The organism is Nostoc sp. LPT, assembly GCF_017115165.1.
Lineage (GTDB): Bacteria > Cyanobacteriota > Cyanobacteriia > Cyanobacteriales > Nostocaceae > Nostoc.
On record NZ_JABXKF010000078.1, the window covers coordinates 64,567 to 90,932 of the forward strand.

Consider the following 26,366-nt stretch of genomic DNA (forward strand, 5'->3'; position numbering starts at 1 on the left):
ATTAGCCATTAGCTCTTCCCAGTGTTAAACAGTTTTCTTCAGATTGTCGTTAATAAGAAATGCTAATTGCTAATTGCTCATTGCCATTAACCATTAGCCATTAGCTCTTCCCAAAAAAACAAGATAATGTTAAGCAAACATTTGAACTCACATATAGCAGATACACAACTGAGTAGCAGTCTTCTCAACTCTACTCGCGCAAAACCACTCTTCGTGATTTTAAGCGCTTCTGGCAAAGATGCTGTGTCGGCAGGGTCAACTTTTGTTTTAAGTGTGACGCTAGGCAATAAGGGCAAGCAAAGTGCTGTTATAGAAGTCTACATCGAAGAGATATCATCAGGTGTGCGCTCCTGGTGTACTTCTGGACGAGAATATCTGGCGTTGGGGTCAGAACAGAGTGAAGAGGTAGTTTTTACTTTTGATGTGCCTGTTGATACGCTACCAGGAACTTACAATTATATTGTGGTGGTTGATGCCCACGAGCATTACCCCGAAGATACACCAATTCGGTACGAACAGTATATCCAAGTATTGCCTGCAACTAATGATATTGTTAGTAGCAGTGAGCCTACGTTTATCTTACAACCCGTCAGCAGTTCTGCTAACCCAGCTGTAATTCAGCAGGGAGGGGCGCTGCCTGTTCAGGTATTGGTGCAAAACCGAGGCGATTGCGTTGATCGCTTTCGCCTGGTTTGTTCTGATTTGCCTAAAAGTTGGTTTACCATTACTTATCCTCAAGGTTTCCAGGGCGCTGGATTAATCGTTCAGTCTGACAGTTTGAACCTGAACCCAGGCGAGTGTGGAGTAATCATGCTTGTGATTACTCCAGGGATGGATGCGCTCTCTGGAAACTATGTTCCAACTTTGCGGTTATATTCAGAAAACTATCCAGACTTGATTTTGCTGGATTTAGTTTATCTGCAAGTACCACCCAGACATCTACTCCAGACAGAATTACGCTCAATTATTAGTCGGGTACGAACTAAGCCAGGACTATTTCAAGTACAGTTGACCAACTCTGGCAATACAGAGCGGCAAATTTCTTTACAAGTCAAGAATCTTGATGAGTTAGAAATCTATTCCTACACTTTAGAGCAGTCTCAAGCACTTGTGCAGCCGCAGGAAACTGTAGGTATTAACTTGCAGGTACAGCCACAGAAGTGGTGGCGGCGTCCACTAATTGGTGGTGGGCGAATTGTTAACTTTTGCGTTGATTTAGAAGATTTACAGCATTTGCCTATCGCTAACAATAGTTTACCGGGAGTGTTAGTGTGGGAAGCCCGTCCTTTATGGCAATTGTTACCTTTTTTACTTTTAGGTTTATTGAGTGTGGGGGCAGTTGCCTATTTAATTTGGTGGGTATTATTTAGAATTCCTCCCTCGCCTAAAATTGTCGAGTTGTATCCAGAAGATACTATTTATTCAGCTGTTAATGGCGATGTGGTGCATCTTGGCTGGCAAATCAGCGATGTTAATCGCCTGCAAACTCTGAAAATTGTCGGATTGTCTGTTGATGGTACACCTCTGACTCGGAAAGAAGTCTATGATTTTAATCAAGGTGTGCCTACGGATCTGCAACCTTTCTGCACTAAAAACCAAAGTTCGCTAACTTGTCGTCAAGTTCGCACCAGCGCCCGCAAAAGCGCAACTTACGTTTTTGAAATGACTGCTCTAACGAAGCCAGGGCGGGGTGCTGTTACAGACATCGGCAAAACTACCCCAGTAACAATTGTTCCTATTCCCCAGCCTTCTATTGTTGTTTTTAACTCGACACAACCGATATATCAAGAAGTCCGAGGACAAGAGACAGGGGAAAAAAGACAGAAGGTAGAAGTCACAAGTCACAAGTCAAAGGGAAAAACTGAGGAATCCAGCAAGCTCGTGGATGATGAGATTCGCCTCAATTGGTCTGTGATACATCCCAAAGAATTGCAATCACTACAAATTATCGGTCGTACTCCTGACAATTTAATAGTAAGTGCTGTAAAAACATACGATTTCAGCCAGGGCATTCCCCGCGAGTTGCGGAGGTTATGTACTGTTGAAGAACAGCTTGTCTGTCAAAAGGTGAAAACTGGTATCAAGAAACCAGGTAGTTACGTATTTGCACTGAAAGCAATTCCTAAAGGTGGTGAAAACGACAAGCTTGAACCAAAACAGACAGAACTAATTAAAATTCTTCCCAGACCACCGCGCATTCTCAAGTTTACAATCAATGGTAAGCCTGTTAACAACAAATATCTCATTCCCATCAGCAAAGATAAAAAGGTTTTACCTCTAATTTTTGCTTGGCAGGTTGATGCTAGTGACTCTACACAGGTTCAGTTACTTCCCACACCTGGAAGTGTACCTCTAAAAGGCTCGATATCTCTAAATCCTGACCCAAAGCCTAGTACTATGACACTAGTGCTTCAAGTTACTACTACTACCGGGCAACAGCAGGTGCGATCGCTTATTCTAGAAACCTACGATCCGCAAGCCCAAGATCCATCTGTGGCTGCGGCTGCGGCTGTGGGGCAGGCACTAATAAACGCCCAAAAAGCAGCAAGTCACGGACAGAATAAGGCAGATACTGTTCAGCAAGAACCTCAGCGACCAAGTAAAGAAGAAGATGAAAAAGATATTGATAGTGATTCAGATGTGAAACAGCCTCTTACTCTATTCCCTTTTGAGCAGCCACCTCAATTGGATAGATAAACTTTCACTGCGCTGACAATCGCCTCTTTTGCTCTCTGAAAGTTACTCAATTCTACTTTTGTAGTCTTGAAGTTCAGTTTCTAGCTTGGAGCATGGGAGCGGTGAGCCATCACTATACTTGCACGATTGAGCTTATCCGTGCGTAATTTAAAAGATTAATACTAGCATTTAAGTCGCGGTTAATAGACAAATTGCAGACATTGCAATCATATTGTCTTTTGCATAAACCAATACTTCGGACAAAATTAGGCAGCAATAACACCGTAATCACGTAGGTTTTGGTAGTTAGGATGGGATTTAATTAGAGTCGGCGAAAGTCCTAACCTTGAAATAAAGGTGTCGAGCAAATGGTCATTGAGTGCGCGTCGCTTAACACTCGCCATTGAAAAAACAAAGGGTTTTTGACTCAACTGCTGTCGATGAGCATCGAGCTTGGCAATATTGAGGGCAGTGAAACTAGCATTGAAATGAAATAATCCTTTCTCCACTCGATTATGATTGCCATTGTAAAACTGATCCAGTCCAAAGGTCTTTTTCCCACTTTTAGCAATGAATGAACAATCCATCACGGCGATCATTGAGTTATTTTCTGGCGTTGCTGCTTTGGTAGAGGATTTGACAGAGCAGGAACAAAGCGATCGCCTTTACCTAGAGCGCCGTATGGAAAGAGCGTTTTTTGAGGCGGGGATTGCTGTGTCCATGTAGTACGCGAAAAGGCTGAAGGTCAACTTTTAAGCTTTGCAAAGCATTGAGATTTACATCCTAGAGTTTGATTGTCTGGTCTTCATGTCCACTAGCAAGTAAGTTTTGCTGCCAATGTTCTAGAAATTGTTCAACAACTACTAACGCTTCTTCGACTGTTATTTATTTAGTATTTTTAAAAGTTAATAGATGAATGAAATGACTTGATTTTTCACTGATTGTTTTAAGATGAATGAAATGACTTGATTTTTCACTGATTGTTTTAGCAAAGTCAATTTTACAAGCAAAAATTTTTTATAAATAGTCATTTTGTCAAGGCAAATAAACAATGTGTACTTAAGTAAATTTAACGAATAAAACCGAGAAGAATTAAAATTTCATTGTAATATGGAATTCTTATCTAAATTGCGCGAAAAAACTCGGTGGAACTCCAAGAAACTTTTTTACTATTGCTTATTGCCCTTCGGATTCAGCAGTTACTCGCGGGTAAACCCCTAAGACTGCACTGGTTAATCTATTGCCCATCTATGCAGGTAATTTCAAGAGCATTTGTAGAAGACTGTTAAGCAATATGCTTCAGGCAAAGTAGTATTATCTAATACACTGCAAAAATTATTTTTAACGTAGACGTACAGCAGTTAGAATGTCACACTCTTGGCGCAGTTTCCGTTGCTTGCGTTAACGATGCTTGCGTAGCGTCCTCCCTTAGGACAAAGGTCATCCCTCCGAACCCGTTTGATGAAGTTTCGTCGAAAGATTAGGATTTCTCACGGAGTATCATAAAGGATGCTTTCGGCTTTTGCCTTTGGCGTTGCCATCAAAAATTATAGAAATAGATTACTAGACATCTCCAGAAATGATTCAAGGGCCAACAATCGTTCGCCCCCACTAAGGGTTTCAGGCAACGCAGAACTAATTATTGGAGATGTCTACTAAATATAGTTAAAGCGATACCCAAGTGTAAACGCTTCTCATCTAGGAGTTAACCATGAGCAAAAAAGTTGTCTCTGCCTTTGACCTTGATTTGTGGTCTTTGAAGGGTTTTGTTGATAGCAGTATCTACCCTAAAAGTTTAGTCTTAGGAATCCAGCTAGCGACTCAACAACTACAGAATTTCGCTAATAGTCCCACTTTTTCTAGTCAGATTAAATCTGTCTTGGGGCAGAATGTTGAGACAACTAAACTACAACAAGACTGGAAACAAGGAAATTTTAGTCAGTTTCCCCAACTCAAACTGCTCTCATTTGCAGAACTGAAGGGTGCAAAGGGAGCATTTGCTGAATCAGCTAATACTATTTATTTATCTCAGGAATTTCTTGCTCGCAATACAGACAATCCTGTAGAAATCGCTAGTGTTTTATTAGAAGAAATTGGTCATGCTGTTGATGTGCGAGTTAATCAAGGCGATACAGATGGGGACGAAGGCGAATTATTTTCAAGTCTAGTTAGAGGTATTTCGTTAGAACCGCAACAATTACAAGATATTAAGCAGGAAAACGATCGCTTTCAAGCTACCATAAACGGTCAAACACTTAACCTAGAAGCAGCAGGAACTCTCCGTGAAACTACAGTCAGAGAAATACGCGATCGCCTAGACGGTATTCTCGCTGGACTTCAGGAAAATCTCAGTAGTCAGCTATTAAAAAATATACTTATTAACTCAGTTTTTGGCGATCGCTTAGAAAGCACTGAAAGCTTGCGATTACTAGATACCGTTCGTCTGCAACTGAACAAAATTAATATTACTAGTTCTGGTTATTTAGCCCAAGATTTAGTTACAGAAATCAATCGAGTGTTGGCAGGTACAGATGCGAACATTAGTTATAATGCCACCACAGATCAATTTGCTTTATCGTTCGCTAAAGCACAAACTACTCAATTTGCTTTAGATAGTCAATTGGGGATTCCCAACGTAGGGTTAAACTTTTTAGGAAAAGTTGGATTAACAGCCAATTTTGACAGCACAATTAATTTTAGCGTAGGTTCAGGAAGCTTTGTTTTCCAACCAACCACGGAAAAAGAATTTTCCTTTAACTTGATAGCAGAAAACTCAGAAAATCTAGCCGGAACTTTAGGATTTCTCAATTTAACTGCTAGTAATAATGGCGCTCAAAAAGCATTTTATACTAAATTTTCCCTATCTGCTGACATCCTTGCAGGAGGACAAATACAAGGATTTTCTACAAATGATACTCTGGATGTAAATCCACTATTAACCCTCAGTGGTGGTCAATATCTTCCCACCTTTAAAACTACTCTTGCTTATAACCTCACCTCCAGTCAATCAAATCCAACTCTGAAATTTACAGATGTTCAGATTGGCTTAGGTTCCCTTATGCAATCTGCCACTCCCTTTTTGAAAGATGTCAAGGGAGTTGTTGATAAATTTGATCCGATTATTAAATTTTTAAATAAACCCTTACCAGTAATTGATAAATTTGGCATCAATTACTCCATTTTAGATTTAGCACAAAATCCTGTATTTAAAACTTATGCAACTCAAGTCTTAAAACTTCCGCCTATAGATTTGAGCTTTCTAGATAGTATTAGTAAACTCAACACCCTTCTGGGAACATTGAGTAAATTGACTAGTTCAGGAAATATTAGTCTGGGTAGTTTTGATTTTACTAATACAGGAATTTCTACTTATACACCTAATAAAAATGCCGTTGCTAATGCTAGCAGTTTAATCGGTGATACCTCCTTTACCTTGCCTATTCTCAACGATCCAAAAACTGCATTTCAACTCTTACTAGGTAATCCCAATGTTGATTTATTCCGATTTACTCTGCCAGGTTTAAGCGTCAACACTGGAGGAACGCTAGTTTTCCCAATTTGGCCTCTTCCTCCTGTATCAGTTGGGTTTGGCGGTAGTATTGGTGCAACTATTCCCAAAACAACCTATGGATTTGATGCGACAGGATTATTGAAGTATAGAAATAGTAACAAATTTGAGAATATCTTTGAAGGACTTTATTTAGACAGTAAAGGGAAAAGACCCGGATTAGAGCTAAATTCTAAATTATTTATGGATATTAATGCTGGCATTAGAGGTATTGCCAGTGTTGGCGGCGAAGCTTACATCAAAGGGTTAATTAATTTAGCACTTAATGACCCTAATAAAGATGGCAAAATTCGTTGGTTAGAGATTAAAAATAATTTTAATCAAGGTTTTTCTTCCCTCTTTGACGTATCTGGTGGCGTTTCTGCTGGGGCAAATATTTATGTTGAATATCCCTCATATAATCCTAAAGATTATTTTTCAGGAAAAGTCTTTAAACGCGAGAATATTTTAGAATTGGGTCTTATTCCTATTCCTGGGTTACAGTTTGAGTCTTCTTCTTCCCGTACAGTTCTTCCCCCCAGTTTAGGAGTCCTCAAAGATAAAGTTTTACGCTTAAATATTGGTATTTATGCTGGTGCTAGAACCAATAATAACCAGGATGTAAGCGAAATTTATACCATCACTGGTGGTAGTACCATTACCCTCACAGGCCCAACCCAAGGACAAGATAAAGAGACTTTCTCTGGTGTTACCAGTGTACAAGGAGATGGCAATTTAGGAGACGATCGCCTGAACGCATCTGGTTTAACTGTCGCCGTGAAGTTTACAGGCGGAGTTGGGCGAGATGTCCTCACAGGTGGTAATCAGAACGACACCCTCAAAGGTGGAGAAGACAGCGATACCCTGACTGGCAATGCTGGTAATGATTCTCTATCGGGTGATGCCGCTAGCGACAGTTTATTAGGTGGTGCTGGTGCAGATACCCTGCTTGGTGGTGAAGGTAATGATACCTTGCTGGGCGAGTTGGCTAATGACAGTTTATCAGGTAGTATTGGGAGCGATCGCTTACAAGGCGGAGACGATAACGATACCCTTGATGGTGGTTTAGATAACGACACCTTAATTGGTGAAAATGGTAACGACAGCCTCTTCGGTAGTTACGGAGATGATTTGTTACAGGCTGGAAATCAAAATGATACCCTCAAAGGTGGCTATGGCAATGACAGCCTAGAAGGTGGCGAACAAGACGATAGTCTTATTGGCGAACAGGGCAACGACTGGCTAAAAGGCGCAGGCGGAAATGATACCCTCGAAGGTTCAGAAGGAAACGACACCCTAGAAGGTGGACTAAACAACGATTCCCTCTTAGGCGGATTTGGAAACGATTCTCTACTAGGGGCAGAAGGCCTTAATACTCTCCAAGGTAATGATGGTAATGATACTCTGCTCGGCGGTCAAGATAATGACACAATTCTAGGTGATGCTGGACAAGATAGCTTAGAAGGTAACAGAGGCAATGATTCCCTCTCAGGTGGTTCTGATAACGACACAATCTTTGGCAGAGATGGCGACGACATCCTCAAAGGAGACGAAGGCAATGATTATCTTTGGGGAAACCAAGGCAAAGATACTCTTTTGGGTGGTTTTGGCGATGACACCTTAGAAGGCGGCGAAGAGAATGACAGTTTAGACGGAGGATCTGGTCTTAATACCCTGTTAGGAGGCGCAGGTAACGATACTCTCGTTGGGGGCGACTTAAACGATAGCCTGTCGGGTGGTACAGAAGATGACAGCCTGCAAGGGAATAGCGGAAATGATACTCTCTTGGGAGCTCAAGGTAACGACACACTCTATGGCGGTGCCGGAAATGATTTACTCGACAGTGGTGAAGATAATGACTACTTGGAAGATGTAAATGGATCTAATACCCTGCTGGGAGGAGCGGCAAAAGATACCCTCATGGGAGGGGATGAAATTGATTTACTGCTAGGTGGTGCTGGCGATGATGAACTCGAAGGATTAGTAGGTAATGACACCCTGTATGGTGGTTATGACGTAGATACCCTAGATGGTGGCGCAGGCGATGATATTCTCTATGGTGGTGCTGGCAATGACTCAGTGATTGGAGGAATAGATAATGATACTATCTATGGCGATCAAGAAGGCAAGGATATCCTATTGGGCGGTGATGACATCCTCAAAGGTGGGGTAGGCAACGATAAACTTTATGGTGATGAATTAGAAGATAAATTATACGGTGAGGATGGAAATGATTTACTCGACGGTGGTGCTGACAACGACATCCTAGAAGGTGGTTTAGGAGATAATACCCTCTATGGTGGCATTGGAGCAGATTTGCTCACTGGCGGGGATAATAACGATACCCTTTATGGTGGCGATAAGAATAACTCTCCTGCCGATGGTAACGATACCCTTATTGGTGGCAAGGGAAATGATTCTCTAGTTGGAGAAACTGGAGAAGATAATCTGCAAGGTGGCAATAATAATGATATTCTCGAAGGAAATCAGGGCAACGATACCTTAGAAGGTGGACTGGGTGCCGATTCTCTACTTGGTGGAGAAGGAGACGATCTCCTCAAAGGACATCTCATTGAACTGAAAACAGAAGTTGTCAACGGGGATGACAACGATACCTTAAATGGTGAAGCTGGCAATGATGAAATTTGGGGTAGTGATGGCAGCGACTCTCTAATTGGTGGAGATGGTAACGACATTCTCTATGGTGATGATTCTGATAATCCATTACTAGATACAAGTTCTGCTGCCTCACCCATCGATAAAAGAGGCGATGATACCTTAGAAGGGGGTGCGGGTAATGACACCCTCTATGGTGGTTTAGGTAATGATGTTCTCAAAGCTGGAACGGGATTCGATCGCCTTTATGGTGGTACTGGCAATGATACGCTGTATGGTTATGAGCCTACCCTAGTTTTAGATAATGGTAATCCTCAGATTATTACTAATAATGGTAAAGAATACTATGTAAGTAGCGATCGCCAACCCCAAGACGGAGTAGTTTATGTTTTAGCACCGGGTTCTGGCACTGATACAATCTACAACTTCTTTAGCGGTACGAAAAACGGCAAAGAAATTAGCTACCAAAATCCCGATGGAACACCTGTCACAAATAAAGATGGTAAGGTATTAACTCTTGGCAGCGATGTCATACGCCTAACTGGGGGATTGAGTTTTAGCTTTATTGACATCGTTGAAGATAAAAAACCTGATGGGACAGTATTTACCAAAATTATCGATCTTGATACTCAACAAGTTCTAGCAGAATTTATTGGTATTACTAAAGATCAAATTGGTCGCCAAAATATTGATGAACAAAATGTACCCGTAGACCGCTTAGAATTTAGCAGCAAAAAACCCATTTACGCCAAAGAAGAAACTGTCAGTCTTGTTGATGCCCAAGTTAGAGATCCTAACGGTGCAAGCGACATTGAAAAAATTAATTTCTGGCTGAAGAATCCAGACGGAACTTGGAAAGATTTTCGAGATATTGGCTTAACTGGAGTTAAGTACGGTAATGCTGACTGGGGTGATTTTGATAAAGATGGTGATTTAGATATTTTAGTCACTGGTTATACTTCTAAAGTCACTAGCGAAGGACAAACAGATCAGGTATTTGACCTAGTTCCTGTAACTAAACTCTATCGTTATGACAAATCCAGGAATCAATTTATTGAAATCCTTGATTTAAATCAAGTCCAATCTGCTTTTGATGTCATTGATGGATTAACTTCTCCCCTAGCCCAACTTTCTCAGGGAACAGTTATGTGGGGAAACTTTGATGGTGATAGTGATGGTAATTTAGATATTTTACAAACAGGTAAGTCTGATACTGGTATCACTGTAGCTAAAATCTATATCAATCAAGGACAAAGTTTCCAAGCTCCTTTAGAAATTAAATTAAGTAGTTCTGCTAGCCAAGAAGTAAACTGGCTAGATATTAATAAAGATGGCAAGCTTGATTTGCAGATTGGTACAGATATTTATCTGCAAAATAATGGTGGACTTGTTAAAAATAATATTCCATTAGATGTCCTGCAAACTCGGAAATTCAGTTTTGTTCGGCAATTTGGGACAGAAAGTGAAGATACAAGCAAGCAAATGAGTATTGATAATAGAGGTTATATCTACATACCTCTAAATACTTACAACTCTAGTCCTACATTTAGCCAAAGGGCTTCTTTAGAAAAGTATGCTATCAATGGCAATTTTATCTCATCTAAACAATTTGCTGCCCTCCAAAATGTTGATGCAGTAGCAGTAGATAGTCAAGATAATATTTTCGTTATAGGCAAAACTGGTGATCTTTATTTCTTAGTCAAGTATGATCCTAATGCCCAATATACTGATAGTTGGGATTTATCAACTTACTTCTCCCATGTATCTGACATTCAAATTGATAAACAGGGTAATGTTTATGTTGTTAGTAGAAATAACGATTCTGAAAACAGACTAGTTAAGTTTTCGTTTGATAGTAAAGGTATTATTAATGCTTGGACTCAGCCAATTAATTTTGAGATTGCTTATCCAAATGCTGGAGATATAGCTTTAGATGAACAAGGTAATATTTACCTAACTGGCTACAATTATTTTAGTAAAAATGCTGTTATAGCTAAGTATAATACTGCGAATGGTCAGGTTAAATGGACTCAAGAATTTGGCTTTTCTTCGTCGGAATTATCTCAATCGAATGTAGCTACAGATGTAGCTGTTGACAATCAAAGTAATGTTTATATTACTGGCTTATCCAATAATGATGCTTTCTTGGTCAAGTATGATTCTACTGGCAATTATCTGTGGGGTAAAACTCTGGGATATTCCGACTCATACATTTACTCTTATAGCTATGGCTATTTTAATATTAATTTAACTGTTGATAACCTGGGTGGTATTTATGTTGCAGGAGCTAAAAATCGTGAGCAGCCTAACGATTTCCGCAATATCTTTTTAGACAAATATGATGCCAATAATGGTAATCGACTTTGGAGTGAACAACTAAGTTCAGATGATGATAGTACTCCTTCAGGAATTATTCTAGATTATTCAGGAAATATCTATATTAATGGCGAAACTAGAGGCAAAATCAGCAATGTCGGTTATCTAGACTCTAGTAATTTCTTAAAAGATGCTTTCTTAGCTAAGCTAGAATTAGCTTCTCAGATATACAGTAATGAGTGGACAAGTTTTGATGGGAAAACCTATCTTTTGATGACCGCTAAAAATTCTCAAGGTCAGCTCATCACCCAGGTTTATCAATACACTAGCGATAATCAACTTCAATTACTGAATGTAGCGCTTCTAGGAATCAGTGAAGGAAAAGCCATTTGGGGAGATTACGACAAGGACATTAAGACAGATGATATTCTCCTCAGTGGCAAAGACCAAAATGGAAATATAGTTACTAAGATTTACAAATTTAATAACACAACTAATACTTTTACTGAAGTACCAGTTTTACTGGCTAAGGATACTAACAAGAACGGCAAGTTAGACATTGAAGAAAGGAATAACTTAACCTCTATTTCTGGCGTTTATCAAGGTGATATTAGCTGGCAAGACTTTGATAAAGATGGCAATTTAGATATTCTCCTCACTGGCTTTACAGTTCAAAATCGTCGCACTGCCGATGGTAATAACGTTCCCATTCCAGTAACCAAAATCTATCAATTGATGGATGATACTAATGGAATTTATTTCGATACGAATGTTAATTTAAGTGGTGTTGCTAACAGTTCAGTTCAAGCCAAAGATTTTGATGGCGATCAAGATTTAGACTTATTAATCACAGGTGAAGATATCTTTGTTCGTCCTGAAGACGAAGCAAATTTATCTTCATCTCAACTTGAAGGAGGTAATCCTACTACCACGATTTATCGTAATGACTCTAGTGATGGCAAGATTAAATTTACCAATCCTATCTTTACCACCAATGAAAAAGATAAACGTTGGGCAGATTTCAACTATCAATTTTGGAGTGATAATTTAGATCCAGGTGTTTATGAACTAAAAGGAATTGCTTCCGACCATGCTACAGGTGGAATTGAATTAGTACCAGGTTATGCTGAGAAAACTACGACTCTCCAAGGTACAGCAGCACAAAATATCTTTGTTATCGGTAATAAAACCAATAACTTTTATGATAATACCGTTACTATTGAAGGTTTTAACCCTAACCTAGACCTGCTACAACTTTATGGCAAACAAGATGAATATACTAAGGTAAGCGAAGAAAGTAATACCCGAATTAACCATAAAAGTTCATCTCTTAGCATCCTCTTTCTAGGAGTTAGTGATACTGCTATTACCCTTAGCAACGACTTCACCCAAGGCAATATCATCTTTGCCGATCCTAAACGTGATGACAGCGAAAGCGTTAAATTTGTCATTACTAACAAAGGTGGCCCTAATAGCGACACACTAGATTTCTCCTCTGGGTTTCCCGTTCAACAAAATCAACTCCAAGAACCCCTACCTGGACAATTCAGTACCTTTGGCGCTTTAGCAGGTGGTGATGGTAACGACACCTTAAAAGGGAGTCAAACCAACAGTGAAAAAACCCTCAATGGCGGTGTTTTAGTCACTTACCTTGATGGTGGTACAGGAGATGACTCAATTATTGGTAGCAATCTTAACATAGATAGTACCGGACAACCTGTTACAGATATTTTACTTGGTTGGGAAGGTAACGATACTCTCCTGGGTTTACAAGGGCGTAATATCCTTGATGGTGGTAGTGACAATGATTTATTAGTCGGTGGTTCCAACAGCGATACCTTAGAAGGGGGTCAAGGTAATGACACCCTCAACAGTGGTACAGGAGTTGATACTGCAACTTATCGCAATGCTCCCGAAGGCGTTACTGTTAATTTAGCTTCCGCTACCGCAACTCAGGATGGTTACGATACTCAAGATACTTTTATTACCGCAGGTACTGTATCCACCATTGAGAGTGTCATTGGCTCAAATTACGGTGATTCGCTCACAGGCGATGCTCAAAACAATCTGTTATCAGGATTAGCAGGTAATGATACCATAGCCGGGGGTATGGGTAATGATTCTTTGGAAGGTGGTACAGGTAATGATTCCCTGTTAGGTGGTGTAGGTTTTGATACCCTAATCAGTGGTGGTGGAGCCGATACCTTAGAAGGTGGTGCAGGCGTTGATACTTATATAGTGCGATCGCCCCTCATGACCCTTGAGGAAGCTTTTACTACACTGGGTGGTAATTATAAAACGCGGAGCGATGTTACCATCAACGGACAAAAGCTCACTTGGGAAACATTTCGTCTCTGGGCAGATCCTAGCCGTTGGAACGGTCGGGTGCAATGGGATAAATATCGGGCGATCGGACTCGAACCTGATGAACAGCTGTATCAGCAAGCACAGACTAATAATAAACAAGGATGGCTCAGACAGTCCCTTAGTGGCACAGTAATTCGAGACGAAAATAGCGAAGAAGATACATTAATTATTGCTGCTAATGCTCCCCTGTCAAAAACTGGTTTAGCTGTTGGAAAAGTTGGTTTTTATCAGTCAGGAAATGATTTAATTCTTGACCTGAATAAAGATGGTGTGTCAAATACTAAAGATGATTTAACTATTAAAGATTTCTTTAATGGTAATCAAGGTGGTGCAGGCAGCATCAGCACCATCCGTATAGCTGGGTTAGAAGCTAGCTATTATAAAGATGCGAATTTTAGTGATTTAGTCGCTACAAAAATTGATCCAAACATCAACTTTGATTGGGGTCAGCAAGCACCGTTAACCCTTGGCGATAGAACAAACAATTTTGGTATTATATGGCAAGGTTTTCTCAAAGTTAACACAACAGGAACTTACAAATTCCAACTCAAACTAGACAGTGATGATGAAAATCCTAAAACTCACCTGTTTGTCAACAATGTACTTGTTCAAAATGAAAACCAAGGTATAAATTTAAGTGCAAATCAAGAGTATTCTTTCCGTTTAGAATATGCAGAACAAATAGGTGAAGCTAAAGTTAAACTGCTTTGGTCTATCAACAACTCAGATTTTCAAACTATTCCTGAAGAACAATTCTTTTCTCCTCAAACTATAAGTGCTGCTGACATTCTCAATACCAACAGTGGATTAACGCCTATTTTGCAAGAAAACTTGGGTATTCAAACAACCAAAGACTGGAAAAGTTCTGCAACTTGGGGAGATTATAACAAGGATGGTAATCTTGATTTTCTAGTTGTCGGCAGTGATGCTTATGGCAACGGTATTGCTAGAATTTATCGCAATACAGGAACATTTAACTCTACATCTTCAGCCTTTGCTGCACCTATTCAATTAACCCAATTTGAGCGCTTTGATACTGCTGTTTGGGGTGACTATAACAATGATGGCTATCTGGATATTTTAGCAACAGGGATTAATACTATCCTAAAGGATGGTCAACCTGAGAAAACATATCAAGTCAAAGTTCTTTTAAATCAAAGCGGACTAAGATTTAAAGAACTTACTATCAAAGGATTATCAACTCAGAATCTTAATACTCCAAGTCAAGCAAATTGGGCTGATTTTGATAATGATGGTAAGTTAGATATTGTTACAACTAATAAGAATGAAGTAACTTTGTATTTAGGTAATGGTAATCCTCTTTCACCATTTATCACCAACGTTAACAATGGAGTTATCAATCTAGGAGATATTAATAATGATGGTTATATTGATATAGTTTTGTCAGGTAAAGATAATGGGAACAAAATATGGAAACCAAAGGAATCTCAACCACTGACTGGGAACTTTAGCAGTCCTTTATCCGACAGAGGTGCATATTACCAAGATTTTCCATTATCTAGTATTCAATTTCCTTCAAAAATTGAGGATAAGTTAGAACCAAATAAACTTTATGAAATTAGTTTATCTGCTGAGAGTTTTGATACTTATCTAGAAATTGTTGACAAAGAAGGAAATATTTTTGCTTATGATGATGACAGTGGTGAAGGAAGTAACTCTTTATTAAGTTTCAACTATGTTAATAAATATAAGGATTATAAAATTCGCGTTACTACTTATTCGCCTGAAGCAACTGGTGATTTCCAACTATCAGTTCGAGAAATTAATAGTACAGTCGAGATTTGGCAAAATAGTCATGATTTTCAAACGTCCTCTAAATCTTTTGAGCAATTAAACCCAGAAAAACTGTCACTCTACGGAGCAGAAACCGCAGCCCTTGGAGATTATGATGCAGATGGAAAATTAGATATTCTCATCACCGATAAAGACCGCACGAGAGTTTATCAAAATAAAGGTAATAACGGTTCTATTTCGTTTACCGAATTTAGTGGTAAATCATTTACTGGAGAACTAACAACAGATGATGCTCTAAATTCTCTAAAAAGAGATTCTTACTATAAACGCTATCAAATTACTGATTTAATTAATGATTCCGAGAAAGCGCAGGTAGTCGAGCTTAATTTAATCGGTAATTTCGACACATATTTGCAAATTGTCAAACCTCGTGCTACTCGGCCACTGATTGCTTTTGATGATGATAGTGGTGGTGGGACTAATTCTCTAGTACGCTTTAATTACACCCCAGATTTAAAAGACGCAGAAGTTTGGGTGACAACTTATCGTACTAAGACAACAGGTTCCTACACTCTATCTGTAGGTGATATAGGACTACCCAGTAGTGTTAATAGTGCTGCTGCTTGGGCAGATTATGATAATGATGGCGATTTAGATGTTGCCCTCAGTGGACTTGGCGACCAAGGTTCTTTTACTAAAGTTTTCTTAAACCCTGTTATTGGCACTTCTACCAGTCAAACCTTTAGGGAACAGCCAGCTTTACTACCTGGACTGCAAAACGGTTCTGCAAGTTGGGGAGATTACGACAATGATGGCGATTTAGATTTACTGCTGACAGGTACTTTAGGCACTACAGCACAGCCTTTTGTCCAAATTTATCGCAACAACACTTACGACCAAGGCAATGGTACAGCTAACTTACCTCCTAGTACACCTACCTTAACCACATCCCCACAAATTACTATACCTTCAGGCATTAAACTCAGCTGGAATGATGTTTCTTTAGGTGAAGAACCTTATACTTATAACCTCCGCATTGGTACAAGTTCAGAGGGAACTAATGTACTTTCACCTTTAGCTAATAGTCAAGGGAAGCGCACAGTCGCACAAATCGGGAATGCAGGTTACACAACCAGTAAAATTCTCAGTAACCTAGCTAAAGGAGTTACCCATTACTGGAGTGTACAATCTATTGATAATGGTTTTCTAGGATCTACCTTCTCTCCAGAAAGTTCCTTCACAACTAATCCCTTCTCAATTGTACCTTTACCTCCGAGTGTAACTATTACACCGTTAACGGAATTAGTTACTAGCGAAAGTGGAATACAGGCTAAATTGCGTGTAGTTCTTAATAGTCGGCCTACCGCAAATGTCAAGATTAAGTTCAGCACTTCAAATCCAACAGAAGGAGAAGTTATAGCTGATTATGACTTAGATTATAACTCGACACCTGATACTCTGACATTCACTCCTGAAAACTGGAATATTGCCCAAACTTTTGCTGTCCAAGGAATTGACGACACATTCGATGATGGCAACGTTCGCTACACTATTGAGACTACTGTAACCAGTGCCGACGCTACCTACAATGATATTTCTGTCAATGAACTAACTTTGGTTAATCAAGATAATGATAATCCAATTACTCGTGTCAGTTTAGCGGGTGATGGAACTGCATCTAACGCTAATAGCGACTCTCCTAGCATCACTCCTAGCATCAGTGCTAATGGACGATATGTTACTTTTGAATCTAATGCTAGCAATTTAGTCCCCAATGATAATAATGGACTAGGAGATATCTTTGTCTATGACCGCACTACAGGACAAATTACCCGTATCAATGTAGCCAATGATGGCATAGAAGCAAATGATACTAGTTACTCCCCCAAGATCAGTGCTGATGGACGTTACATAACTTTTGCATCTGATGCCAGCAACTTAGTCCCCAATGATAATAATGGACTAAGAGATATCTTTGTCTATGACCGCACTACAGGACAAATTACCCGTATTAATGTAGCCAATGATGGCACAGAAGGTAATAGTTACAGCTACTCCTCTAGTATCAGTGCTGATGGACGTTACATAGCTTTTGAATCCAACGCTAGCAATTTAGTCCCCAATGATAATAATCAAAAAACAGATATCTTTATTTATGACCGGACTATAGAACAAATTACCCGTATTAATATAGCCAATGATGGCACAGAAGGTAATAGTTACAGCTACTCCCCTAGTATCAGTGCTGATGGACGTTACATAGCTTTTGAATCCAACGCTAGCAATTTAGTCCCCAATGATAATAATCAAAAAACAGATATCTTTATTTATGACCGGACTATAGAACAAATTACCCGTATTAATATAGCCAATGATGGCACAGAAGGTAATAGTTACAGCTACTCCCCTAGTATCAGTGCTGATGGACGTTACATAGCTTTTGAATCCAACGCTAGCAACTTAGTCCCTAATGACAATAATGAAAAAGAAGATATCTTTGTCTATGATCGGACTACAGGACAAATTACCCGTGTCAGTGTAAACAGCAATGGTGCTGAAGCCAATGATAAAAGCTACTCTCCCAGCCTAAGTGGTGATGGACGTTACATAGCTTTTGAATCCAATGCCAGCAACTTAGTCCCCAATGATAATAATGGCAAATTTGATACATTTGTCTATGATCGGACTACAGGACAAATTACCCGTGTCAGTGTAGACAGCAATGGTGTTGAAGCCAATGGTGAAAGCTTCCTTCCCAGCTTAAGTGGTGATGGACGTTACATAGCTTTTGAATCCAATGCCAGCAACTTAGTCCCCAATGATGATAATGGACTAGAAGATATCTTTGTCTATGACCGTACAGCCACTACAGGCGTTACCATTACATCCAATGAAAATCTCGTTACTACAGAAAGCGGTGGAACAGCCAGTTTTTCAGTTGTTCTCAAAAGCAAACCAACCGCAGATGTAATTATCCCCATTAGCAGTTCAGATATTACCGAAGGTGAAATTGCAGTTTCTCAGCTTACCTTCACCCCCGATAACTGGAATGTCGCGCAAACTGTCACCATCACAGGGGTAGATGATTCGCTCTCAGACAGGGATATTATTTACAGTATTATTACTGAAGCAATTAAGAGCCACGATAGTAATTACAATAATCTCAATCCTGACGATATCTCTGTTACGAATGTAGATAATGACAGCATTCGCGACGGCATTTGGGGTGACTATAACAAAGACGGTAAATTAGACGTTCTTTCAATTACCAGTAGCACCAGCCGCATTTACCAAAATCAAAACGGTAAATGGATAGCTACAAGCACCACCCTCCCAGGTGCAACTCAAGGTAGTTGGGCTGATTATGACAAAGATGGCAATTTAGATTTTTTGCTTGTCAGTGGTACTCAAACTTATATTTATCGCAACCAAGCCGGAAGTTTCACCGCAGTTAATACCACCCTCCCAGGTGCAACTCAAGGTGCTTGGGCTGATTATAACAATAACGGCGATTTAGATTTATTGCTTGTTGGTGATACCCAAACCAATGTATATCGCAACCAAGCCGGAAGTTTCACCGCAGTTAATACCACCCTCCCAGGTGCAACTCAAGGTGCTTGGGCTGATTATGACAATGACGGCGATTTAGATTTTTCCCTTGTCAGTGGTACTCAAACCCGTGTCTATCGTAACCAAATAGGAAGTTTCACCGCAGTTAATACCACCCTCCCAGGTGCAACTCAAGGTAGTTGGGCTGATTATGACAATGACGGCGATTTAGATTTATTACTAATCAACGCTACTCAAACCCATCTTTATAAAAATAATCTAGGTAGCCTTACCATTGATACAACTCTAAGCGGTGGCTCCAGCTTAGTCACAGGTGATTATGACCATGATGGTTTGTTAGATATAGCCATTGTGGGCGATCAAGTCAAAATTTATAAGGGTAGTGCAACCGGATTTAAGGAATATATTGACCAAATTCCGTTAAGCAGCACTTACAACACCATCACCCAAGCGGATTATGACAACGACCGAGACCTGGATTTATTCTTATTAAATGGTACAGGAGTTGCCCAAGTCTTCCGCAATGATGCAGCGAAATTAAACACCGTTCCCACTGCGCCCAATCAATTCCAAGCTGTAGTCAGCAAGACGGGTGTAACACTGAAATGGAGTGGTGCAACTGATGCTCAAACTCCTACCCCCGGCTTAAGTTACAACCTGCGTCTGGGAACAGCACCAGGAACAAGTAATATTTTTGCTGCTCCGATTAATAATGGTAATTTACTACTGCCCCAAGGTGGAAACGTTGGTCAAGGAGCTAAAGAGACAGATGGCTCTAGGAGTTGGGCATTAACAGGACTTGCACCTGGTCAATATTACTGGAGTATTCAAGCAGTAGATAATAGCTTATTAACATCGAAATTCTCAGTAGAACAATCCTTTAATATTCTGCCGCCGCCTCCTGTTCTGCCCACCTTGAGTTTTTCGAGTCCTAAATTAACCATTGCCGAAGGAGATAGTGGGCAAAAATCAGTATTGTTGACAGTTCAGTTATCTCAAGCCAGTCAGCAAGAAATAAGAGTTGAGTACAGTGTCTACAAAAGCGAGACAGATACCAGTACACCTAATGAAGATTTCCAACCGATTACGGGGACGCTAGTTTTTAACCCTAATCAAACCTCTCAGACTATTGAGTTGATTATTCAGGGAGACACGACACCAGAAACAGCAGAAACATTTACTGTATCGCTGCAAAACCCCATCAATGCCCAACTAGTTACCAATCAAAATCAAGCGAAAATTACTATTACCAGCGAAAGCAGCGATGGTGTCATTCTTGTACCAGATTTGCAAGTCACTCAGCTATCAGCACCTAACAGCGCTCAACAAACGCAATCTTTTGATATTGCTTGGACAGTGCAGAATATTGGCACGGGAGGTAGTGCCGAAACCCGTTATGCCAGCTATGTTTACTTATCTCAAGATACTGTACTTAGTGATGAAGATGACCTTTTAGGTGTTAATTGGCAATCTCTCCCAGAAGCAGGTAAAACCCAGAGTCTGAACCAATTAATTACAATTCCTTACGATGTCACTGGAACTCAATATCTAATCGTCAGCAGTAATCCGGCACAAGATCCTCAAGAAGCTAATGCTTTCAACAATACCATTAGCCGTCCCATTACTATCACAGCGGCGCAACTGCCAAATTTAACTCTGCAAAGCGTGACTGCTCCCAATCAAGGTACTGCTGGTAGCAAAATTTCAGTTACCTCCAGCGTGAAAAACATTGGAGTGGGAACGGCGAAAAGCGGATGGACAACCTTAGCTTATCTCTCAGCAGATAACATTTTAGATGCCAGCGACATCCTTCTTGAACAGCAGACTGCTACTACCCCATCGCTAGCTATAGGTGCAACTAGCAATTTAACTACTGAAGTTACCTTAGCTAACACTGGTTTAACCCAAGAATATTTGTTGTTTACGGTTGTTCCAGCCAGTGGTGATTATGATAGCGACACCAAAGAAGCAGCTACAGCAAAACCAATTGCTCTACAATTTACAGCTCAACCGCAAATATCCCTGAATGCTTCTGCTGTGTTAGTTACAGAAGATGGCAACGACAAACTTATCTACACTTTTACTCGTACTGAGGACATTACCAATTCCCTAACTGTTAACTTCAGTGTGGGAGGAACAGCGCAATTTAATACTGACTATACTCAAACTGGAGCAGCTAGTTATAGTGCAACCACAGGTAGCATCACCTTTGCGGCTGGTTCTACAACTGCAATTTTAAGCTTAACTCCTGTCAAAGATACCGTTGGGGAATTAGATGAAACCGTTCGCCTGACTTTAAGCTCAGGTAGTGGTTATACTTTAGGGACAAATGCGGCGATCGCAACTACCATCAAAAATGATGATATTCCCCTAAATAATAACTTTGCCAATGCCATTACTCTCAGTGGTAAAAATATTAACCTGACTGATTCCAATCGCAAAGCTACCAGAGAAACCGGGGAGCCGCTAATTCTCAATGATACTGTCGGCAATTCTGTCTGGTATTTCTGGACTGCTCCCACCACAGGAACTGTGGAACTATCCACTAATGGTAGTCAGTTCAATACTCTTTTAAGTGTATTCACTGCTAATTATGTATCTGGATTAACTCTTGTTACCAGTGATGATGACTCTGGAGAAGGTGAAAATAGCTTCGTCACATTTAATGCTACTGCTGGGGTGCGTTATGCGATCGCTATTGATGGTGTGGGCGACGACGTAGGCGACTTTGTTCTTAAGCAACCGAGTTTGAGCATTGCAGACTTGACGACTATTGAACGTGATAGCACTAGTCAAGCAGTGGTAACAGTAACATTAGATCCAGCCAGCGCTCAAACAACTACAGTCAATTATGCTACCGCCAACGGCACAGCTATAGCTGGACAAGACTACACTACAGTCTCTGGTACTCTGACTTTCCTGGCTGGAGAAACAGTCAAAAGCTTTACTATCCCCATTCTGACTGATGCTGTTAAAGAAAATGATGAAACCTTTACAGTTAATCTGTCAACGCCTAGCAACAATGCCAAAATCGCTCAGGACACAACAACAGTCACCATTAAAGACACGGTTAAATCCAGTACCAGCCTCACCATAGCCGCAACAGATAATAACCTGCAACTAACAGGTACTAGGAATATCAATGGCATAGGCAATGCAAGTAATAATATTCTGCTGGGTAACGCTGGCAATAATACCCTCAATGGAAGTAGCGGCAACGATACTCTTAGTGGCGGTGCAGGTAACGACACCTTCATAGACGGTACTGGCAACGATAGTGTCATTGGTGGAGATGGAATTGATACACTTAAAGAAACAAAAGATGTTAATTTTACCTTGACTGATATACAACTCGCCAGGTTCACCCTCACAAATAATATAATCACTTTTCTGGAGAGTGACACCCTCAACACCATCGAAAAAGCAGAACTTACAGGTGGTGGTGGTAATAATATTTTGGATGCTTCCGGCTTTACAGGTAACGTCTTCCTCAGTGGGAGTACAGGCAACGACCAATTAATTGGCACGGCTAAAAACGATACCCTTGATGGTGGAAATGGTAACGATATTCTCACAGGCGGACTGGGTAATGATATCCTAACAGGCGGTTCAGGCAATGATCGATTCATCTATGATACGAACGCCGCGTTTACTACTGATGCAATTGGTATCGATATCATTCAGGACTTTACTAGTGGAGTTGACAAAATTACTATTGATAAAACTACATTTACAGCCATTAGTAGTAATGCTGGTATTGGGTTTGGCATACTCAACGAATTTGCAGTAGTGAGTAGTGATTTAGCAGCGACAACTAGTAACGCCTATATTGTTTTCAACTCTGCAAATAGTAAGTTATTTTACAATCAGAATGGAGATACAGATGGTTTGGGCACAGGTAATCAACTCGTTACACTTTCTGGAGCCTCGAATATACAAGCTACTGACTTTATAATTCAAGCATAAATCCTTAAAATTCAGTTTGGCGAGATTTAGCCATCTGTTCTACCTCTAGCTACAGCCGCTAACTGTTGCTTAAGGGCATCTATTTGCTGCTGATGTTCATCAATTTCAGCTTGGATTTGTGCTTGTAATTCTTCTGGTGACAGTTGTTGAATCTGTTCCTCGTGATAGTGCAATAACTCTTCAGAGTTCTTGTCAGGTATTACAGAGTATCGCCAACCACCGCTTTTTAATTCTCTTGTTCCTTTCCGAATTGTGTCTCGATTCCATCCTAATTCTGATTCTGCAAGCCTTTGCCCTCCTAAACCTAAGCCCTGAACTATCGTAGTCATAAATTTACGCTTTGCTGCACCTTTTAATTGAGATGCAGTTTCAATCAACAACTTTTTAAGAGAATCAGTTAATACTATAGCCACCAGTTGCCACACTCAAAAACTCAAAAACTCAGTCATTATTCAAATTACTATAAAAGGGGGGATAAAGGGGCTGCTGTCGGCAGCCCCTTTATCCCTCAATAAAATGATTATCATTATTGTTTATGGAATAGTTTATTTTTTGGAAGTCCCTTGGGATATCTCATCAAGATTAATTGTGGTGAATTTTCAGTATGTTTTATGTTAATAAAATAACTTTTTACTTAAAAAGATGTTTTAGCGATCGCACCTTTTTTGTCCGACCTCACAAAATCGCGTTGCTCCCGTCAACGTTACTAGTAAGCTCTCTCATTTCCTGGCTTAGTTCATCCAATTGTGTCTGGGTGTTAGCTTGTCTAATAGTTAAATTGTCTAATTGTTCTTGTGTTCTAGGAAAGTCTTTCAGCCAAGCCCAAGATTATTTGTTCAATACGGTCTATTCTTGTTATGGAAGTATTCGGGTGTGTCAGTCATTTTCCTTATGTTGAACTTCTACAATTTTACTTTCTCGTTTGATTCAACGTTCTCAAACTTTGATAACAGGGATTAGGACTTTAGTCTTCGCGCACCCTTCCCCATTGGCGATCGCTTAAAGCTCTTTTACCCAATTTATAACAGTCGTATGATAACGAAGCGTTAGCGAGTCCGCGAGCGTCTACACTTTTCTTACCCGTTCTATTGCGCGAAAGCCAGAACTGTTCAAGATGATGCGATTAAACCATTGATATGTCGTAGCACAAGATATTTTTGTTGATCTGCGGAGAACTGCTCAGGACAAATGACAACACTAGTGCCAATGCCATCCACTAGGGCAATGAGTGCATTGGCTTCGAGGGTTAAATCAAGATCGGCTCGAATCACCAAAGCTTTTTGTAAGTCAGCTAACTCTTGAGAAATAATCTGCCGTAAAAAGTTATAGCGTTTTCGGTGTTCCTGAACAAGGCGATCACGCCCGATAGAATAGCCCAAAAATGCCACCCAAACCTTCCAATCAGCTTTGTCAATGTCCTCCAGAGGTAGAGCCACAAAAATCATCTGTGCTAGTTTGTCAATTCCTTGTCGTCCCTCGGCACAGGTTTTCATATCCTGTAGGACGTTTTCAAACACTTGTTCCAAGGCAAATAGGGTAAGTTCTTCTTTGTCTCGAAAGTAATGGGTAACAACCCCGGTCGAAGAACCAAGTTCTTGCGCGATCGCTCGCATACTGGCACGATCCAATCCTTCACGGACAATCACCCGCCATGCCGCTTTAGTGACTTCAATACGGCGAGCGTCATAACTCATAGCTCTCCTCGGTTTACAGCAACATCAAACAAGTCTCTTGACATTTTATCACAACAGTTGTTATGTTTTTATCGACATAACAACTGTTGTGATATTTCTTCTAGAGGCTAACCTGTTTTACACACGGAGTTCGCGATGATTCGACCGACCATGCCCGATGACACAACCGCGCTGATTGCCTTAGCCGATGCAATTGGACTGTTCCAACTAAACCAACTTGAGGAGCTTGACGAAATGTTGTCCGATTACTTCAGTGGTAGCAGCGACAGTGATTCTCTACCAGACGGCAAAGCCGAACGCTTTTGGATTACCGACGATGACAACGGGGTGGTGGGGGTCGCCTACTGTGAGATGGAACGGATGACTGATCAGACGTGGAATCTACAGTTGATTGCTATCCGACCCGACCGCCAAGGACAAGGACGTGGTGCGACCCTGCTACGCTACGTTGAGCAAACATTGATGACACGCGGCGGGCGTGTACTACTGGTAGAAACGTCAGGTACGCCGGACTTTGAGCGCACGCGAGCGTTCTACCGCAAGTGCGGTTATAAAGAAGAAGCACGGATACGCGACTTCTATCAAGCGGGCGCTGACAAAATCGTTTACCGTAAGGCGCTGTCCGCTCAGTCGCAGTAAGCGCCCGCTTAATGCGACTGCTGTCATTGTTGTCGGAAAGCGATCGCGAAATGTATAGCGTTGTTCTAGTTTTTGTCGCAGTGCTTCTAAAGTGTTTTCTACTTCAACTTTGGGTTTGTAAGTCGTGTAATGCCGTAATTCTTGAGAATCTGGTAATTTGACAATTATTTCGATGCGGTCTGCTAATATAATTGAGTAAAAAACTGCTGTTACTGGATTAGAATTTTCCACTATATCGTCAATCTTCGTTGGCTGGATGGTAATACAAGCATCTTGGAAAAAGTTGTCTAATTCAGCCAATTGTAAAGCTTCAATTGCACCGCGAGCTTGCTTTAAATTTTCCTGACTAACTTGTTTGGTTAGTGCTTTGTCAGTCGAGGTTTGGTTAAATTGTAAAAGTAATCCTACCAATTGGCGATATACTGGTTCTACTTCATCTCGAAATTCAAATTGAATGTCGGGATTAAGAGCTACCAAATCGCCGCGTAAAGTATGAAGAGTTTCCACTGCTGCGGTGTAAGCTGCTACTGCTCTTTCTGAATCTCCTTGTACCAAAAGCAGGCGTCCGAGTTGCCATTCCCAGTGATAAGCAATATCCGGTGCATTTATGAGTTGAGCAAGATTTAAAGCTGACTCAGTATATTGCTGTGCGTTTGGAAATTGTTTTCTCATCTCGTAAAATTGAGCCAGATAACCCAGACTATAAGACTCGGCTCGTTGGTCTTTTATTTCTTGGGCTTGTTGCACAGAGGTGTTTAATAGCTCGACAATTTCTTCGGAATTTTGGATTTTAGTTTGTTCCTTGGCTCCTGCTTGGAAATCCTGATTTTGGGTTGGGGAATTGAAAATTTCTCTTGTTGTCTGCTTGTGCGTCTTTTCAAGACAAAGCAAACTCTGGACAAAATTGATTCTGGCGTATACTGCGGCTCGACTAGGGGTTAAATTGGAGAGTGCAGATTTAATTGATCCAAGATATTCGCTCGTCGGTTGTTGCCCAAGAAACTGCAATACGCTCAAGCGATTGAGTTGGGCTTGTACAGCAGTAATGGAAGAACTTGACTTATTAGGGATGTTATGATAATAATCAGATGCTTTTTTGAGGTAAAATTTGGTATCCTCTGTTTGGGCGATCGCTGTTTGTCCACACCGCGACGGGAGAAAATTACTAGCGTGGCAAAACTTACTAGAGAAGAGCGGAAATCCTGTAATCTTGACCTTGT

The 26,366-nt window shown here is 40.5% G+C and carries 6 protein-coding genes and 2 pseudogenes; 4 read left to right on the top strand and 4 right to left on the bottom strand.

Translation table 11 applies throughout. The annotated features are described in order from the left end of the window. The first annotated feature begins 126 nt into the window (after positions 1-126). Positions 127-2,697: a hypothetical protein gene (locus tag HWQ58_RS16965; protein ID WP_292864784.1), complete on the top strand. Its 2,571-nt coding sequence runs from the start codon at positions 127-129 to the stop codon at positions 2,695-2,697. Positions 2,698-2,809: 112 nt separating this feature from the next. Here HWQ58_RS16965 and HWQ58_RS38485 read toward each other — a convergent pair whose 3' ends face one another. Both HWQ58_RS38485 and HWQ58_RS16970 read right to left on the bottom strand, forming a co-directional pair. Beyond that, positions 2,810-2,968 (bottom strand): zinc ribbon domain-containing protein, encoded by a 159-nt coding sequence (locus tag HWQ58_RS38485; RefSeq protein ID WP_366838102.1) that lies wholly within the window; start codon positions 2,966-2,968, stop codon positions 2,810-2,812. After that, a pseudogene (locus tag HWQ58_RS16970) lies at positions 2,943-3,098 on the bottom strand (IS4 family transposase); the annotation flags it as partial. The pseudogene HWQ58_RS16970 and the gene HWQ58_RS38485, both read right to left, overlap by 26 nt. A gap of 148 nt (positions 3,099-3,246) precedes the next feature. Between HWQ58_RS16970 and HWQ58_RS16975 the strand changes: the two are divergent. Both HWQ58_RS16975 and HWQ58_RS16980 read left to right on the top strand, forming a co-directional pair. Next, positions 3,247-3,402, top strand: coding sequence for a hypothetical protein (locus HWQ58_RS16975; RefSeq protein ID WP_292864787.1), 156 nt, complete (start codon positions 3,247-3,249; stop codon positions 3,400-3,402). A 985-nt stretch (positions 3,403-4,387) separates the two neighbouring features. After that, on the top strand, positions 4,388-22,813 hold the full coding sequence (locus tag HWQ58_RS16980) for an FG-GAP-like repeat-containing protein (protein WP_292864790.1): 18,426 nt from the start codon (positions 4,388-4,390) through the stop codon (positions 22,811-22,813). A 140-nt stretch (positions 22,814-22,953) separates the two neighbouring features. Here the strand turns inward: HWQ58_RS16980 and HWQ58_RS16985 are convergent. After that, positions 22,954-23,220, bottom strand: a pseudogene (locus HWQ58_RS16985) (ISAzo13 family transposase); the annotation flags it as partial. Positions 23,221-23,922: 702 nt separating this feature from the next. Continuing rightward, a complete protein-coding gene (locus tag HWQ58_RS16990) occupies positions 23,923-24,507 on the bottom strand; it encodes a TetR/AcrR family transcriptional regulator (protein WP_292864793.1) in 585 nt (194 codons plus the stop codon). A 135-nt stretch (positions 24,508-24,642) separates the two neighbouring features. On the opposite strand from HWQ58_RS16990, the gene HWQ58_RS16995 reads away from it, so the two are divergent. Further along, positions 24,643-25,146: a GNAT family N-acetyltransferase gene (locus tag HWQ58_RS16995; RefSeq protein ID WP_292864796.1), complete on the top strand. Its 504-nt coding sequence runs from the start codon at positions 24,643-24,645 to the stop codon at positions 25,144-25,146. Positions 25,147-26,366 lie beyond the last annotated feature (1,220 nt).

What these genes read in the sequence shown, in the direction of transcription:
- HWQ58_RS16965 (WP_292864784.1), top strand. Translation starts at nt 127, where the DNA reads ATGTTAAGCAAACATTTGAACTCACATATAGCAGATACACAACTGAGT.
- HWQ58_RS16975 (WP_292864787.1), top strand. Translation starts at nt 3,247, where the DNA reads ATGAATGAACAATCCATCACGGCGATCATTGAGTTATTTTCTGGCGTT.
- HWQ58_RS16980 (WP_292864790.1), top strand. Translation starts at nt 4,388, where the DNA reads ATGAGCAAAAAAGTTGTCTCTGCCTTTGACCTTGATTTGTGGTCTTTG.
- HWQ58_RS16990 (WP_292864793.1), bottom strand. Translation starts at nt 24,507, where the DNA reads ATGAGTTATGACGCTCGCCGTATTGAAGTCACTAAAGCGGCATGGCGG.
- HWQ58_RS16995 (WP_292864796.1), top strand. Translation starts at nt 24,643, where the DNA reads ATGATTCGACCGACCATGCCCGATGACACAACCGCGCTGATTGCCTTA.